Here is a 14,138-nt window from a genome sequence, read left to right on the forward strand (position 1 = left end):
TCATTTCTCGTTTTCGTCGCGTAGAGCCTTACCTAGACAATATTTGAAATGTTCAATCCCATATCTAGTTAGGTAAACCTATGACAACTTTTTCTTTAGTTGAAAACTCAAACCGTCGGATTCATGTGCAAGTTGCAAGACAAATCGCTCGAAAAATACTTTCTGGCGAGCTAAAAGAATTTGAAAAATTGCCTAATGAGATGGATCTTTGTGACATTTTCGGCGTCAGCAGAACCGCGTTGCGCGAGTCCACAAAATTATTATCGGCTAAAGGTCTCATCGAATCTAAACCCAAAGTCGGTACGCATGTGTGCGCACGGAACCAATGGCATTTTTTGGATCCTCAATTATTGGATTGGATTCAAGATCTTGATGACACACAACCTTTCTTAGCTCAATTCTTGGGGCTAAGAAAAGCCATTGAACCTGAGGCGTGCGCGATAGCTGCAACAAAGGCAACCGTTGAGCAGCGTAAAACGATTTCTGTGTTGTTCCAGAAAATGACCATTGCAGCAAATAGCTTCGACTATGATGAATGGACAGTTAACGACCAACTGTTCCATCAAGCCATCTTCGCTTCCACACAAAACCAATTTTACATTCCGTTTGCCAATATTTTATCCACTATCTTTAAGCAATTTATTGATCATTCAGCAGAAGGTGGTCGTTTTTGCCTTGCTGAACATAAAGCCATTTACGACGCGATTATGTCTGGTGAAGCAGACAAAGCACGCACGGCTTCCATTCAATTACTTAACGATGAAAACCAGAAATTGGCGCAACAAGTGGTCAACGCCTAGCGCCCAATTTGCTTTGGTCATCGTTTTGATTCGTCGTAACTGTTTTGAATCTACAGTTACTGTTCACCATTACACTGGTAAACCGCTCCATTAAATAGGTTGTTCGTGGCATCACAGTCTTACATTAGAAAAAACTTCTCGTTAGCATGGCCATTGGCAATGAACGCATTGCTAATGCAGTCCATGTTGATGATAGATACGCTGTTGGTTTCTCCGCTTGGAGAAATTCCTCTTGCGGCGATGGGCATGGCGACGGTTATCATTGCTTTTATACTGGGTATTCAAATGGCACTCGCCAACGGTACCCAACTCGTTTTAAGCCGAGCGGTTGGTTCTGGCGTAAAACAATCGCTATCAAAAGCATTTTGGGCCGGCACCTGCATTAATTTCACGGCTGCTTTTCTATTCTGGGTACTGTTAACGCTTTTCGATACTCACTTAATCAACGCACTCACCAATGATGTAAAGCTGCATCAACAGATCGCTGACTATTTAGATATCTCCAAATATTTAGTGCTGTACACTGCAGCGACTCAAGTCATCATTGCACTCTTTAATAGTTTGGGTCGCTCAAAAGTACCATTTAAAGGCTACTTAATTGAATTGCCCGTAAACGCCCTGTTGTCGTACTTTCTTATTCATGGATTTACGCTAGCGAATGGATTGGGTATTGAGGGATTAGGCGTACAAGGTGCAGCACTTGGCAGTGTCATTGCCATTACCGTTCGATTGATCTTTTTGTTTGCCTGTGTTCACTACGATGACGGTATTTCTTTGCGCTTAAAATCGCGCGGTAAAGAATTCTCCAGCAATATTAAGCATCACTTCATAGAGATATTCCCAGTTGCGGCCAATATGACGATTCTATCCATTGGAGCCACGGTTTATCAGCTACTGTATTCACAGCTGAATATTAACGCGTATGTTGCGATTACCCTTGTTAGCCCATGGATTCGTGCGGGTACACAGTTTATTACGGCCTGGGCTCACTCTTCGGCGATCTCCATCAGCCAAGCGATCGGTTCGAGAAAAATGGATGACTTGGTAAAGAACGTCAATACCAGTATTGATGTTGCGGTTGGGATCTCTTTTATCTGTGCCATGATTTTTGCGCTCTTTTCTCTCGTCATCCACAACATCTACCCTGACCTTGACCAATCAACCTACGTGGCCTTGGCGACGATTGCACCGCTATACATATTTTTACCTCTCATACGCGGCTACAATACCGTCCATGGTCATGTGTTGCGTGCGCTTGGGAAAACCACTGCTGTATTTAAGATTAACTTTACCGGGCAGTGGGTTATCTCCATTCCATTGTGTGCAGTTCTCATCCTCGTTTTCGATTGCTCTATCTTTTTGGCATTCGCCATCCAGCCTTTTGAAGAACTCGTGAAAGCACTACCATTCCGACATTTAGCTCGAAAGTCGTTACGAGAATTCAACGCGTCGCAGGCAGAAAAATTGATGTATGACTAACCTAGAAACACGACTCCTTTCATCTTTTTTCGCTTAGATCTCGACCTAAAACCGAGTCTAAGCGTGAGCTTCATCACCATTCGTAAATAATCAATCTCAATATTTTTGCGTCTCACCTTAATTGTATTACAATAACACCATACGTCATTCATACGGAGATAGCTCCTTTGAATGGATCGACTCAACCAACAAATAGAGAACATCAATATGTCTAAAAAAATTGCATTTATCTCAGGCGCTACGGGCGGCATCGGATTTCAAGTTGCTAAACGCCTTGGTCAAGACGGCTATACTGTTGTTCTAAACGGCATTGATGCTGAGCGTGGTGTTGAGCGTATCGCAGAGTTAAAAGCAGAAGGTATTAACGCTGAGTTCCTAGGTTTTGACATTACTGACGAGCACGCGGTGACTGAAAACATTAACGCTATCGGCGAGAAATACGGTCATATCGACGTAATCGTGAACAACGCTGGCGGTCTTGGCGGTCGTAGCTCAATCGAAGAAATGAGCACTGAATTCTTCCGTAACGTGATGGCACTAAACCTAGACAGCGTATTCTTCGTGTCTCGCGCGGCTATCCCATTCCTGAAAAAATCAGAAAACGCATCGATCATCAACTTTACCTCTAACGCAGCTTGGAACGCGGGCGGCCCAGGCGCAGGTATCTACGGTACGTCTAAAGCAGCCGTTCATACACTCACTCGTGCATTAGCAAAAGAACTTGCACCTGCAAACATCCGCGTTAACGCAGTATCTCCAGGTACAATCGATACGCCATTCCACGCGCAAATCAAAGAAACGAAACCAGAAGTATTCGCATCTTGGGCTGACAGCATCATGTTAGGTCGTTTAGGCCAACCTGAAGAAGTCGCGTCTGCAATCTCTTTCCTTGTGAGCAAAGACGCATCATTCATCACGGCTGAAACACTTCAGATCGGTGGTGGTCAAGCTCTGGGTATCTAATTCTCAGGCTCTCTACAAGGCGTATTGAACCAAACGCCGAATAGTAATACCTACCAACAGCCGCAGATGATTATCTGCGGCTTTTCTTTTCTAGCTACAAACCAAATTTCCTTTGATTGATCTACCGCTCATTTCTCATTCCATTCGTTCAGATAAAATCATATTTGAAGACATGAAACCATATGCATCTGCGTTTCTACCTACGTGACCATGTTCAATTTTTGTAGCTCTAAAGTCCCATCTAGTGTGCTTTGAATCAACATTCGATGGAGTTAAGGGTGACAGGCCTAAATAACGCGTCAATAATCAATGTCAATTACTTGTAATACAATATATCAAGTAAAAGTAGATTTAGTATGTTAAGGACAAGCAATGAAATCACATGTCGATATCGCAAAAGACGCAGTAGAACTGGTAACCCCTGCAATTAACGAATTGTTCAAACGTACGAATCGACAAGAACTCCACGTTGTCATTATGGATCCTAGATTAAAGCCTTGGGAATCAACATTTTCTGATGCCATTCTCTATGAAACCTCCTTTGGCAACTCTGCAGAATGGACAATTCCTTTCGACCAACTTGCTAAGAAAAAAGCACAGCAAGCTTGGAGAAATTCAGGTGCAAACTTAGTAAACCAAACCCTTCACACCGCTTCACTCAAAGACGACGATTTACTTTTCTATGGCTCTTTTGTCTATGGCGATGTCGTTGTCGCGTGCAGTGGTGTTGAACAGTGGTATGACATGCTCATCAGTGGCTGGATTGCAGTGGCAATAGAACAGTTATGCATGAGTGAGTACCAAAATAATAAGATAGAAAACCCTACACAAACGTACAGAAACTAAAGATAAAAACAAAAGGACTGATTATGAACAAGCTTCTTAAATCTCTATTCATCGCTGCGGGCCTAATGGTCTCTGCAACCTCTATAGCTGCTGACTACCCAAGCAAAAACATTCGTTTAGTTGTACCTTTTGGTGCAGGTGGCGGTACTGATGCCGTTGGCCGTACTTTGGCTAACTCTGCAAAAGATATTCTAGGACAAAACATCGCCGTCATGAACAGAACAGGTGGTGCTGGCGCAGTAGGCATGAGCTTCGGCGCTCAGCAACGTGCTGATGGTTACACTCTGACGGTCGTGACTCGTGAGATTGCTTCATTACCTCAAATGGGGTTAATGCAACATGACGCGAGTGATTTCAAACTGATTAGACTCGTTAACCTTGATCCAGCGGTCGTATTGGTATCAGCAGATAGCCCTTACAACACAATCAACGACCTCATTGCAGATGCGAAGAAAGGTGAAGGAACCGTGAAGTTTGCTTCTACCGCTGCGCCTAACTTCTACCTAATGGCGCTTGAAAAAGACCAAAATATCAAACTGAACGCCATTCCTTACAACGGAGCTTCAGAAGCCATTCCTGCAGTTCTAGGTAAGCACACAGACGTGACTATGGTAACGCCTGGAGAAGCTATTGCTCAACTGCGCTCTGGTCAGCTTAAAGCGTTAGGGGTTATGTCTGAAGAGCGTATTGCTTACATCCCAGATGTACCAACTCTAAAAGAGCAAGGTGTTGATGTTATTACTGGTACATGGCGTGGTATTGGCGCGCCTAAAAACACGCCAGACGAAGTCATTGAAACACTAGGTAAAGCATTCGACGAAGCAATGGCGAGTGCAGAATTCAAAGAGTTCATGGAAAAAGGCGCAATGACTATCCACAACATGAATGCTGAAGAGTTCACTCAGTTCGTGGCTGACGATACAAAATCACTTAGCACTTTAATCAACTAAAACATGGTTATGGAGCTTTCAATTGAAAGCTCCTTTTTTTTTGGTAAGTCTCATTTCTAAATATCTTTATCCATGGTGAACCTATGTTTAATAGACATGTATTTTTCCCATCATTGGTCATTGTCTGTAGCGCCATAATTCTGTTTTTGGTTGGTCAATTTGCAGAACCTCGTTTTCAAGACGCTAGCGTCGATGCCAAATTCTTCCCAGCGGTTGTCGCCATACTTCAAATTGTCATTTGTATTGCCTTGATCGTTCAACACCGAATGAAGTCAGCGAAAGAGGCAACCCTATCGGAATCAGGCCAAACTCCAATGATTTCTCGCATGGCGATCTTCGGTACTGTGTTCTTAATTGGCTACGCCATTCTCATCAGCATTGTTGGCTACCTATTCGCGAGCCTGATTGCATTTACGGCGTACTTAATTTTCTTCAAGATCAAAAAGCCGCTCTACTACGGCGTCGCATGGACGTTCGTTTTCTGTGTTTATTACCTCTTCGGTGAAGTGTTTTATATCTCTTTACCTCAAGGCATTTTTTATTAAGGAATTGCTATGTTAGAGCATTTAATGAATGGCCTTTTTGTTGCCTTTAGTCCAGCCGTTTTACCCGTTCTAGTCTTTGGTGTCGTTGGCGGTATTGTACTTGGTGCACTGCCTGGGCTAACCGCCACAATGGGTGTTGCGATTCTTTTACCCTTCACTTTTGGTATGGAGCCAACGTCAGCATTAGTCATGCTTATTGGTGTCTATATCGGTGGCATTTATGGGGGTTCTATTGCCGCCATACTGCTTAAAACACCGGGTACGCCCGCTTCCGCTGCTACCGTGCTTGACGGGCATACCCTTGCCGTTAAAGGACAAGCGGCCCGCGCGTTGAGTATTTCTGCAGTCGCGTCTTTCATAGGCGGTATTATCAGTACGATGGTACTGATTGGCATTGCGCCAATGTTGGCGAACTTTGCACTGCGTTTTAATGCGCCAGAGTATTTTGCATTAGCACTCTTTGGTTTAACGATAATCGCCAGTGTTTCGTCGCAGAATATCTTAAAAGGGCTACTCGCCGGTACCATTGGTTTGCTTGTGTCTACTGTGGGGCTTGACCCAATCAGCAGTGTACCAAGATTCACTTTTGGTGTGATGGACCTCTACAGCGGCATTAACGTTATTCCTGTTCTTATCGGTTTGTTTGCTCTTTCAGAAGCCATCAATCAGATTGAAAAAATCATTGATGAGAAGAAGGCAAAAGTCGCCAAGTTTGATCACAAACTGCTGAGCAAAGCTGACATCAAAGAGATGATGCCAACCGCAGTGAAAAGCGGAATCATGGGTACAACCATTGGTTCAGTCCCTGGTGCAGGGGCGGATATCTCAGCATTTGTTTGTTACAACGAAGCAAAACGCGTATCGAAAAACCAAGACGAGTTTGGCAAAGGCTCGGTTAAAGGGCTGGCAGCAGCAGAAGCTGGCAACAACGGCGTAACGGGTGGTTCATTAGTTCCGTTGCTAACGCTCGGTGTTCCCGGTGATGCAACAACCGCCGTATTGCTTGGCGCACTGATTGTTCAAGGGCTAACGCCTGGGCCACTTCTGTTTACTCAAAATCCAGATATTGTTTATGGCATTTTCAGCTCAATGCTGGTCGCTAACGTTCTGATGTTGATTGTTGGATTGATTGGTATTCGATTCTTCTGCCGCATCATTGAAGTGCCTAAGATGCTGATGATTCCAATCATTATCTTCTTGTCTGTCGTTGGCGCTTACGCCATCAACAACTCAATGTTCGACGTTGGAATTGCGATTGCGTTTGGCTTATTGGCCTTTGTGTTAGGAAAACTAGACATCCCTACCTCGCCTATTCTCCTCGCCATCATTTTGGGGCCAATGGCTGAAACCAACCTTCGTAAAGCATTACTGATGTACGACAACAGCTGGTCTTTCTTGTATGAGCGCCCGATTGCCCTTGCGTTTATCTTGCTGGCTATCTTCTCTGTTTATTCGACCATGAAAATGAAGAAGAAACAGCAACTCAAAGCAGCGAGTTGATACCCAAGAATTAATCTACAATAGATTATGTGGAACTAGGTGGTGTAGAAACACATTGACTAGAAACGAGAAAGAGGACGAATACTGAAAGGTGTCGTCCTCTTTTTAATGCTCAACAATCAAAGCAGCGAGACACATTAACCTGCCTTCGTTTCCTCCCAATTATTGGCGTTCAAGTCACGATTAACTGGCAAACTGCTCACCCTTTAATTCATGACGAGAACGATACAGATGACAACCTGCAAAGAAAATTAAGGCACCAATAACAAAGAACGTGGCCTTGTCTGCACTGCCGCTGGCAAACACGCCGATGATAAAGATAAGTGCCCTCTAAATACAACAAAAACCGGATGCCTCGTAGAAGCATCCGGTTCAATATTAATCACTTGCGATTGCGTTATAGCTGAGCGTAAGCCCCTTCCCAAATAAAGGTTTCACCCGCAAATTCAACCGTATGTGTTGATTTTTGCTTAGCTTCAACTTGGTTAGAGATACCGTAGTGGTATGTGTTACCCGACGTTGTCGCGATGCGAATCACAGTGCCTACGCTGTTGTGACCAACAACAGTGACAGATTCAACTAAACCACGTGCATTAGTCGATTGCTCAAACTCTTCGTTGAAGTAGCCGTGAGTTTCTAGCACTGATGCAAATACATGGTCTTTGCCAGACTGACGCATGATCATTGCTGGCTCGCTGCGCAGGTTGAAGTCTGGATCATTAGCACCTAGGCGGGCAAAAATCACTTCACTGTCAGCCGTTGCACTGGTCACCAATGAGTAGTAGCTGTTGTTCACAAGCCAGCTTACCAATGAACTGCCTTCAACTTTACCTGAACCTAGGTTCCAAAGATGTTGGTATCCATCAGAGTCACCCACAGGTTTCAGTGTAGATTCGGTTTGGTATTCAAAATCAGTACGGATGATTTGACCAGAGTAATGCACCGGAAGATCATATTGATTCTCTTGCTCAGACTCGATGCGGTAAACATCAATCACTAGTGGCTTTTCGAATTCAGGAAGATCAGCCAGAAGAATACTGCGCTGCATCTCTGTACCTTCGTAGTAACCTGAGATACGGCCGCTCATACCTTGCAGTTTTTCATTCTCGATGTTGAAGAAATGCTTCTCACCAAACTTCGACTCTGCCAATGCAGTGTTGAAGTTGTTTTGTGTCTTCTGGTTAACTGTCACTGTGTTATGGGCAACCGTCTGCTTACAGTAAGACTTGTTCTCTGGGATGTAACGACCGCCAAATTTCGGCTCAACGTTAACCCAACGACCGTAACCATAATCGTGAAGCACTTCGTGGCCACGGTTGAACACACTCAGGTGTAAACCATCGTAGTGACCGTGATCGAGTGCTGAGTGGTACTGGTGATCAGAACCGTGCTGACCAAACCAGATAAGCGCCATCGTGTCGTCATCTTTCTCGTCACGGTGACGTAGAATACCTAGTCCACCCTTCTCGCCTTCAGGGCCATCAGTGATGTACAGGCTGCCCCAGTTAAATGGCTTGATTTCATCAGCCGCTTCAACTGCGTTAGACAGTGTTTGGCCTGATGCGTGAACCCATACGTTTTGCTGGTGATTCGCCATCGCAAGAAGCGTTTCAGCTTGCTCGTAACGGTGGAAACACACAGATGTCGCCATCACAACGCCTTCATCGTTGATAGAGATCGTTTTCGATGAGTCGTTACAAGCAGGCAGTGAACCGTCTGGGAAAGCTGTTTTAAATACCGCGTAAGATGTGGTCTTAATAACTGAGTCGTTGAACTCGTAGATGCCAATTTCTGGCTGACGACGTTCAATCGCTTCAGCGAACAGGTAGATTGGACGCAGAGAGAAACGATGGTAGTAAGGACCTTCCATGTAGTAGCCGTCTGGCGAGAACAGTTGGTCAAGTTGCGCTAAGAAACCGCCGCTCACTTTGTCCAACTTCAAGCCGTACATTGCTTTGTCTACAGACTCTTGATCGTTGATTGCGTAACCACAGATACCAACCGCTGCAACAGCCCACAAACCGTGGTTGTGAACGATGTCAAAGTCATGGCCATAAGTCACGACAAACAGGTCAATCATCTGCTTAAACAGATCCGTTTCAATCAACGTTTTCTGATCGTCTGAAAGCGTATGGTAAACACAGCTGTATGCACATGACGCGTAAAGCATCCACATGTTTTCGTTTAGTGTTTGGTGGAAAATCTTACCCGGTGGGTTCGTATCTTTACTCACATTGCTTTCAAGCGTTGGGTACACTTTCGCGTACGCCGTTAGCATTTCTACAATGTAATCACGGTATTTCGCTTCTTCAGTGATCAGGAATAAGCGACCCGCTAAATCCATGTGGATGTAGTTTTGCTTGTGACGGTTATGCTCGTAACCGCCGCCTTCACCGTGTCCAGGGACTTCGATGCCGACTTGAGTCATGTAAGCATCTGTTTGAGCGATATCACGTGATAACGCTTTTCCTAATAGGCTATCCTTGCCAAGATCTTTACGAAGTTCCGCTGCTTCTTCAAAGTTAAGTAAAAGTGGTTGATAGCTCATTATTTGTTCTCCTGCTTTGACGTCGCTACTTCTGAAATAGAGATTTCTAGTGAGTAGTAGCCTGTCCAGCTGTATGTTTTATCGTTAAATTCTACTTGGTGTTTGGTTTCACCTGATGCATCAGCCTGGTTGCTGATCATCAGGGTAATAATTGATTTCTTTGTTGTGATTTCAATGACAGAAGCGTTGTCGCTGTGCCCAATCACTTGAATGTTTTGTACTTGACCACGCGCGTTGACAGACTGTTCAAACTCTTCGTTGAAATAGCCATGTGTTTCAAGTACTGACGCAAATAAGGTGGATTCGCCTCGGCTACGCAAAATGAATGCGGGCTCACTACGCAGGTTAAAACTAGGATCGTTTGCCCCACTGCGAGTAAAAATCACTTCCGCATTATTGTTCGAGCTCGTACCAAGCCATGTGTTGTAACTGTTGTCTTGGAGCCAGCTCACTAATGCCAGTTCATTTGCTTGCCCTTGCGCCACCTTCCAAAGGTGCTGATAGCCGTTGTCGTCGCCTAAGGTCTTCAGTTCTTGGAATGCCTCATAGGCAAAGTTGGTGTGTATGATTTGACCACCGTACTGATGAGAATAATCATATTGATGCTCACCTTCACCGGCGAGTCGATATAAATCAATCAAAAGAGGTGCTTCTAATTCCTCTAGATTGAGAAGAAAAGCACTGCGTTGCTGGTCAAAACCATCATGGTGAGCGTTCGCAAATGCGCTCATGCCTTTGATGTTACTATCATCAACGTTAAAGAAGTGCGGTGTGCCATGCACAGAGTCTGCGCGTTCAACATCAAAATTATTCTGACAAGTTTCATCGATAGTCACACTATTGTGCGCAATGGTTTGACGGGCATACGATGGATTCTCTGGTAGGTAACGACCACCAAATTTTGGTTCAACGTTTATCCAACGAGCAAATCCATATTCACGTAGCACTTCATGGCCACGATTAAAGAGCGTAATGCCGAGCGTATCGAAGTGGCCGTGGCCCATGCCGTGTTGACCATAATTCATCACCAGCTGAGTTACATCGCCTTGTTTATCCTGCATACGGATAAAGCCCTGCGCACCGCTTTCACCGGTTGGCCCTTCATTCAGCTCTATGCTTGGCCAGAAAGGCATGCCAATCACGCGATTTTCCGACGCTTTTTCATAAGCACGAGAAACATCTAACCCACATGGGTGCATCCACACGCCGTCTTGAATTTTCGCCATTCCAAGAATGTTTTCATCCAAAGAGTAATGCGCACCGTAGATGCTAACCGCAACCTGAACGCCCATATCAGCAATACTCATGCTTTGAGACGCATCATTCATTGCTGGGAAAACGCCGTTTGGATATGCTGATGCCAGAAGTGCTTGAACAGTGTTACCAACCAGGCCCTCTTTGTAGTTGTAGATATCTACATCTGGCAAGTGCCTATGAATGATCTCTGCAAACAATACGAGCGGACGAATCGTGAAACGAGAGTAATATGGCCCTTCTAAATAGTAGCCAGAAGGCGCAAATAGGTTCGATACTTGGTCTAGAAAGCCACTGGTTTCGTCACGGTCTTTACCGTAAACGGCCATCTCTAGGTATTCAAGTTTACCAATAGCCACGGCGCAAGCGCCCACAGCCGCAACGGCCCACACGCCATGGTTGTGAATATGGTCAAATCGATGTGCGTACTTATCGATGGTCATTTCAATCATTGGCATGAACAAACGATCAATGATTCTCTGACGCTGCTGCTCTGACATTGTCGACGCAACACACGAGTAAGCAATACTGGTAAAGAGTAACCAACCGTGTTCGTTGAGAATTTGGTGGAAGATGCGCCCTGTCGGATTGGTGTTTTTTTGTACCTGGAAGCCAAGATCTAAGTATTTATCGGCGTACTCTTCTAACAACGACACAACAAAGTCAGCGTATTTCTGCTGCCCAGTTATAAGGAAAAGTCGACCCGCTACATTCATGTAGGTATAGTTTTCTTTATGACGGTTGTGCTCATAACTACCACCATCCCCGTGACCCGGGACATCAAGCGGTAAACTCATGAAGTCACCCACTTCTCTTACATTCTTGGCAATGGTTTTTCCCATCAAGGTATCACGTCCTACTTCCTGTCGAAGTTGTGTGATTTCATCTTCTGTAAGCAAAATTGGTTGAGTCATTTTAGTCCGCTATAACGCATTAGTAGTTAGAATAACAATCTCCATATAAAGTAATACAATAAGAGCTTTCGTCCTACCTATTCCTGACAAAATGATGATCAATGTCACACGAACCGTTGTAACCATTTGTTTTAAAGATAAATGCGTAAATAAACGTTCGACACACTACGTGCCGGAATTTTATGAAAACGGCTATTCAATTTGACCTAGGTCACACAATCTTGAACATATTGTATGACAAATCAAATTTATCAACTATGATACGACCATAGCAGTTATCTTTATTTAATCGTTTTTCGGAGAACGACATTATGAATCCTTTCTTTAATATTCAAGATACAGAGTGGGAAGAACTTGGCGGTGGTATCAAACGCAAGATTGTAGGCTACACTGATGAGTTAATGTTAGTTCACCTTTGCTTTGACAAGGGCGCTATTGGCGCACCACACGCTCACGAAATTCACGACCAAATCGGTTACGTAGTGAGCGGTAGCTTCGAAGCAGAAGTTGACGGTAAGAAACAAGTACTTAAAGCAGGCGATGCATACATTGCTCCTAAACACCAAGTGCACGGTGCTGTTGCACTAGAGCAAGACAGCATCCTGCTTGATGCGTTTTCTCCTGCTCGTGAAGACTTCCTAAAATAATCATTAGCGCAACCACAGTTGCTAAGGTACGTAAATGAAATCATTTAATATCGCGGTCATTGGCGAGTGCATGGTTGAGCTTCAGACTAAAGAGGAAGGGCTTAAGCAAGCGTTCGGTGGCGACACACTTAACACGGCTCTTTACCTGTCTCGCTTAACAAAGGCACATAATATCAAAACAAGTTATGTGACCGCTTTAGGCCAAGACTCTTTCAGTTCAGATATGCTTGCAGCCTGGAATGCCGAGGGCATCGACACTAGCCTTGTTAACCGCATGGATAACAAGCAGCCTGGCCTTTACTACATCGAAACCGATAGTACTGGTGAGCGTAGCTTCTTTTACTGGAGAAACGACGCAGCGGCTCGTTACTTATTCGACCAAAGCAATGCCGAAAAGCTTGTAGGATCGTTGCTAGAGTTTGATGCTGTATACCTAAGTGGTATTACGTTGGCTATCCTAACTGACAATGGCCGTAGCGTTCTTTTCAGCATGCTTGAGCAATTTAAAGCAAAAGGTGGACAAGTATTCTTCGACAACAACTACCGTCCTAAACTTTGGGCGAGTCAAGAAGAAGCACAAACCCAGTACACGAAAATGCTCAGCCTAACCGATACTGCACTACTTACTTTCGACGACGAGCAAGAGCTCTATGGCGACGATGATGTTGAGCAATGTATTGATCGTACGGCTAAAGCGGGTGTAAAAGAGATCATCATTAAGCGTGGTGGTGACGATTGTTTAGTTGTCGATGGTGAGAATGCGTCTTACGTTTCACCAAACAAAGTGACATCAATTGTCGATACAACCGCAGCGGGCGATTCGTTCAGCGCAGGGTTCTTAGCAAAACGTTTGTGTGGTGGTAATCCACGTGAAGCAGCTTTTGCGGGTCACTGTGTCGCCGGTACTGTGATTCTGTACCAAGGCGCGATTATCCCAATCGACGCAATGCCAGACCTTTCCCTATAAATTTTAGCTGAGCTTAGTGAAACCGCTAGGCCCATAAACAGACAAGAGAATACAGTCATGACAACACTAAATGAACAGTTAGCAAACCTGAAAGTTATTCCAGTTATCGCAATCAATAAAGTTGAAGACGCTATTCCACTAGGCCGCGCTTTAGTAGAAAACGGTATGCCTTGTGCTGAAATCACTCTACGTACTGAGTGTGCAATTGAAGCCATTCGTGTCATGCGTAAAGAGTTTCCAGAGATGCTGATCGGTTCTGGTACGGTTTTAACTAACGAGCAAGTTGATGCGTCTATCGACGCGGGCGTTGACTTCATCGTAAGCCCAGGTTTCAACCCTCGCACAGTTCAATACTGCCTAGACAAAGGCGTCGCTATCGTTCCTGGTGTTAATAACCCTAGCCTTGTAGAGCAAGCAATGGAGATGGGTCTACGTACTCTAAAATTCTTCCCTGCTGAGCCATCAGGTGGTGTTGGCATGCTGAAAGCGCTAACCGCTGTTTACCCAGTAAACTTCATGCCGACAGGTGGTGTTAGCCTTAAGAACGTTGACGAATACCTTTCAATCCCATCGGTTCTAGCCTGTGGTGGTACTTGGATGGTTCCAACGAAGCTTATGGACGAAGGTAAGTGGGATGAGCTTGGTGCTCTAGTACGTGATGCAGTAAAACACGTTAACTAATCTTAGCTTTTCGCAAGAACACAGAAACGAGCCAATTGGCTCGT

General features: G+C 44.7%; 12 protein-coding genes. 10 read left to right on the forward strand and 2 right to left on the reverse strand.

What is annotated here, in order from left to right:
• Positions 1-80: 80 nt before the first annotated feature.
• The 7 genes from BCU12_RS11375 (at position 81) to BCU12_RS11405 (ending at position 7,083) form a co-directional block, all read left to right on the forward strand.
• Positions 81-800, forward strand: a complete 720-nt coding sequence (locus BCU12_RS11375) for a FadR/GntR family transcriptional regulator (RefSeq protein ID WP_102404375.1) — start codon at positions 81-83, stop codon at positions 798-800.
• Positions 801-959: 159 nt separating this feature from the next.
• Complete coding sequence (locus BCU12_RS11380) at positions 960-2,279, forward strand: MATE family efflux transporter (protein WP_102404376.1); 1,320 nt, start codon at positions 960-962, stop codon at positions 2,277-2,279.
• Between the two features lie 207 nt (positions 2,280-2,486).
• Entirely contained in the window at positions 2,487-3,242 is a 756-nt protein-coding gene (locus tag BCU12_RS11385) for an SDR family NAD(P)-dependent oxidoreductase (RefSeq protein ID WP_102404386.1), read from the forward strand.
• Between the two features lie 372 nt (positions 3,243-3,614).
• A complete protein-coding gene (locus BCU12_RS11390; protein ID WP_102404377.1) occupies positions 3,615-4,088 on the forward strand; it encodes a hypothetical protein in 474 nt (157 codons plus the stop codon).
• Between the two features lie 23 nt (positions 4,089-4,111).
• The gene (locus BCU12_RS11395; protein WP_102404378.1) at positions 4,112-5,038 is read left to right on the forward strand and encodes a tripartite tricarboxylate transporter substrate binding protein; all 927 of its coding nucleotides are present in this window, start codon (positions 4,112-4,114) and stop codon (positions 5,036-5,038) included.
• An 83-nt stretch (positions 5,039-5,121) separates the two neighbouring features.
• On the forward strand, positions 5,122-5,583 hold the full coding sequence (locus BCU12_RS11400; RefSeq protein ID WP_102404379.1) for a tripartite tricarboxylate transporter TctB family protein: 462 nt from the start codon (positions 5,122-5,124) through the stop codon (positions 5,581-5,583).
• Positions 5,584-5,592: 9 nt separating this feature from the next.
• Complete coding sequence (locus tag BCU12_RS11405; RefSeq protein ID WP_102404380.1) at positions 5,593-7,083, forward strand: tripartite tricarboxylate transporter permease; 1,491 nt, start codon at positions 5,593-5,595, stop codon at positions 7,081-7,083.
• 397 nt (positions 7,084-7,480) lie between these two features.
• Here the strand turns inward: BCU12_RS11405 and BCU12_RS11410 are convergent, their stop codons facing one another.
• Both BCU12_RS11410 and BCU12_RS11415 read right to left on the reverse strand, forming a co-directional pair.
• Positions 7,481-9,631, reverse strand: a complete 2,151-nt coding sequence (locus BCU12_RS11410) for a heparinase II/III family protein (protein WP_102404381.1) — start codon at positions 9,629-9,631, stop codon at positions 7,481-7,483.
• Positions 9,631-11,799 carry a heparinase II/III family protein gene (locus BCU12_RS11415; protein ID WP_102404382.1) on the reverse strand — a complete coding sequence of 723 codons (2,169 nt, stop codon included), beginning with the start codon at positions 11,797-11,799 and terminating at the stop codon, positions 9,631-9,633. The genes BCU12_RS11410 and BCU12_RS11415 overlap by 1 nt, the downstream gene beginning before the upstream one ends.
• Before the next feature lie 311 nt (positions 11,800-12,110).
• On the opposite strand from BCU12_RS11415, the gene BCU12_RS11420 reads away from it, so the two are divergent.
• Genes BCU12_RS11420 through BCU12_RS11430 form a run of 3 tightly spaced genes read left to right on the forward strand, consistent with a single transcriptional unit; the run spans position 12,111 to position 14,094 of the window.
• Positions 12,111-12,446, forward strand: coding sequence for a cupin domain-containing protein (locus BCU12_RS11420; protein ID WP_102404383.1), 336 nt, complete (start codon positions 12,111-12,113; stop codon positions 12,444-12,446).
• A 34-nt stretch (positions 12,447-12,480) separates the two neighbouring features.
• A complete protein-coding gene (locus BCU12_RS11425) occupies positions 12,481-13,413 on the forward strand; it encodes a sugar kinase (protein ID WP_102404384.1) in 933 nt (310 codons plus the stop codon).
• A 57-nt stretch (positions 13,414-13,470) separates the two neighbouring features.
• Positions 13,471-14,094 (forward strand): bifunctional 4-hydroxy-2-oxoglutarate aldolase/2-dehydro-3-deoxy-phosphogluconate aldolase, encoded by a 624-nt coding sequence (locus BCU12_RS11430; RefSeq protein WP_102404385.1) that lies wholly within the window; start codon positions 13,471-13,473, stop codon positions 14,092-14,094.
• Positions 14,095-14,138: the final 44 nt, after the last annotated feature.

It is taken from the genome of Vibrio sp. 10N.261.55.A7, from assembly GCF_002877365.1.
In the GTDB taxonomy this organism is placed as follows: domain Bacteria; phylum Pseudomonadota; class Gammaproteobacteria; order Enterobacterales; family Vibrionaceae; genus Vibrio.

Excerpts from the sequence above, each read along its gene's own strand:
- BCU12_RS11395 (WP_102404378.1), top strand. The coding sequence starts at position 4,112 with ATGAACAAGCTTCTTAAATCTCTATTCATCGCTGCGGGCCTAATGGTC.
- BCU12_RS11375 (WP_102404375.1), top strand. The coding sequence starts at position 81 with ATGACAACTTTTTCTTTAGTTGAAAACTCAAACCGTCGGATTCATGTG.
- BCU12_RS11405 (WP_102404380.1), top strand. The coding sequence starts at position 5,593 with ATGTTAGAGCATTTAATGAATGGCCTTTTTGTTGCCTTTAGTCCAGCC.
- BCU12_RS11430 (WP_102404385.1), top strand. The coding sequence starts at position 13,471 with ATGACAACACTAAATGAACAGTTAGCAAACCTGAAAGTTATTCCAGTT.
- BCU12_RS11390 (WP_102404377.1), top strand. The coding sequence starts at position 3,615 with ATGAAATCACATGTCGATATCGCAAAAGACGCAGTAGAACTGGTAACC.
- BCU12_RS11400 (WP_102404379.1), top strand. The coding sequence starts at position 5,122 with ATGTTTAATAGACATGTATTTTTCCCATCATTGGTCATTGTCTGTAGC.
- BCU12_RS11415 (WP_102404382.1), bottom strand. The coding sequence starts at position 11,799 with ATGACTCAACCAATTTTGCTTACAGAAGATGAAATCACACAACTTCGA.
- BCU12_RS11420 (WP_102404383.1), top strand. The coding sequence starts at position 12,111 with ATGAATCCTTTCTTTAATATTCAAGATACAGAGTGGGAAGAACTTGGC.
- BCU12_RS11410 (WP_102404381.1), bottom strand. The coding sequence starts at position 9,631 with ATGAGCTATCAACCACTTTTACTTAACTTTGAAGAAGCAGCGGAACTT.
- BCU12_RS11385 (WP_102404386.1), top strand. The coding sequence starts at position 2,487 with ATGTCTAAAAAAATTGCATTTATCTCAGGCGCTACGGGCGGCATCGGA.
- BCU12_RS11380 (WP_102404376.1), top strand. The coding sequence starts at position 960 with ATGAACGCATTGCTAATGCAGTCCATGTTGATGATAGATACGCTGTTG.
- BCU12_RS11425 (WP_102404384.1), top strand. The coding sequence starts at position 12,481 with ATGAAATCATTTAATATCGCGGTCATTGGCGAGTGCATGGTTGAGCTT.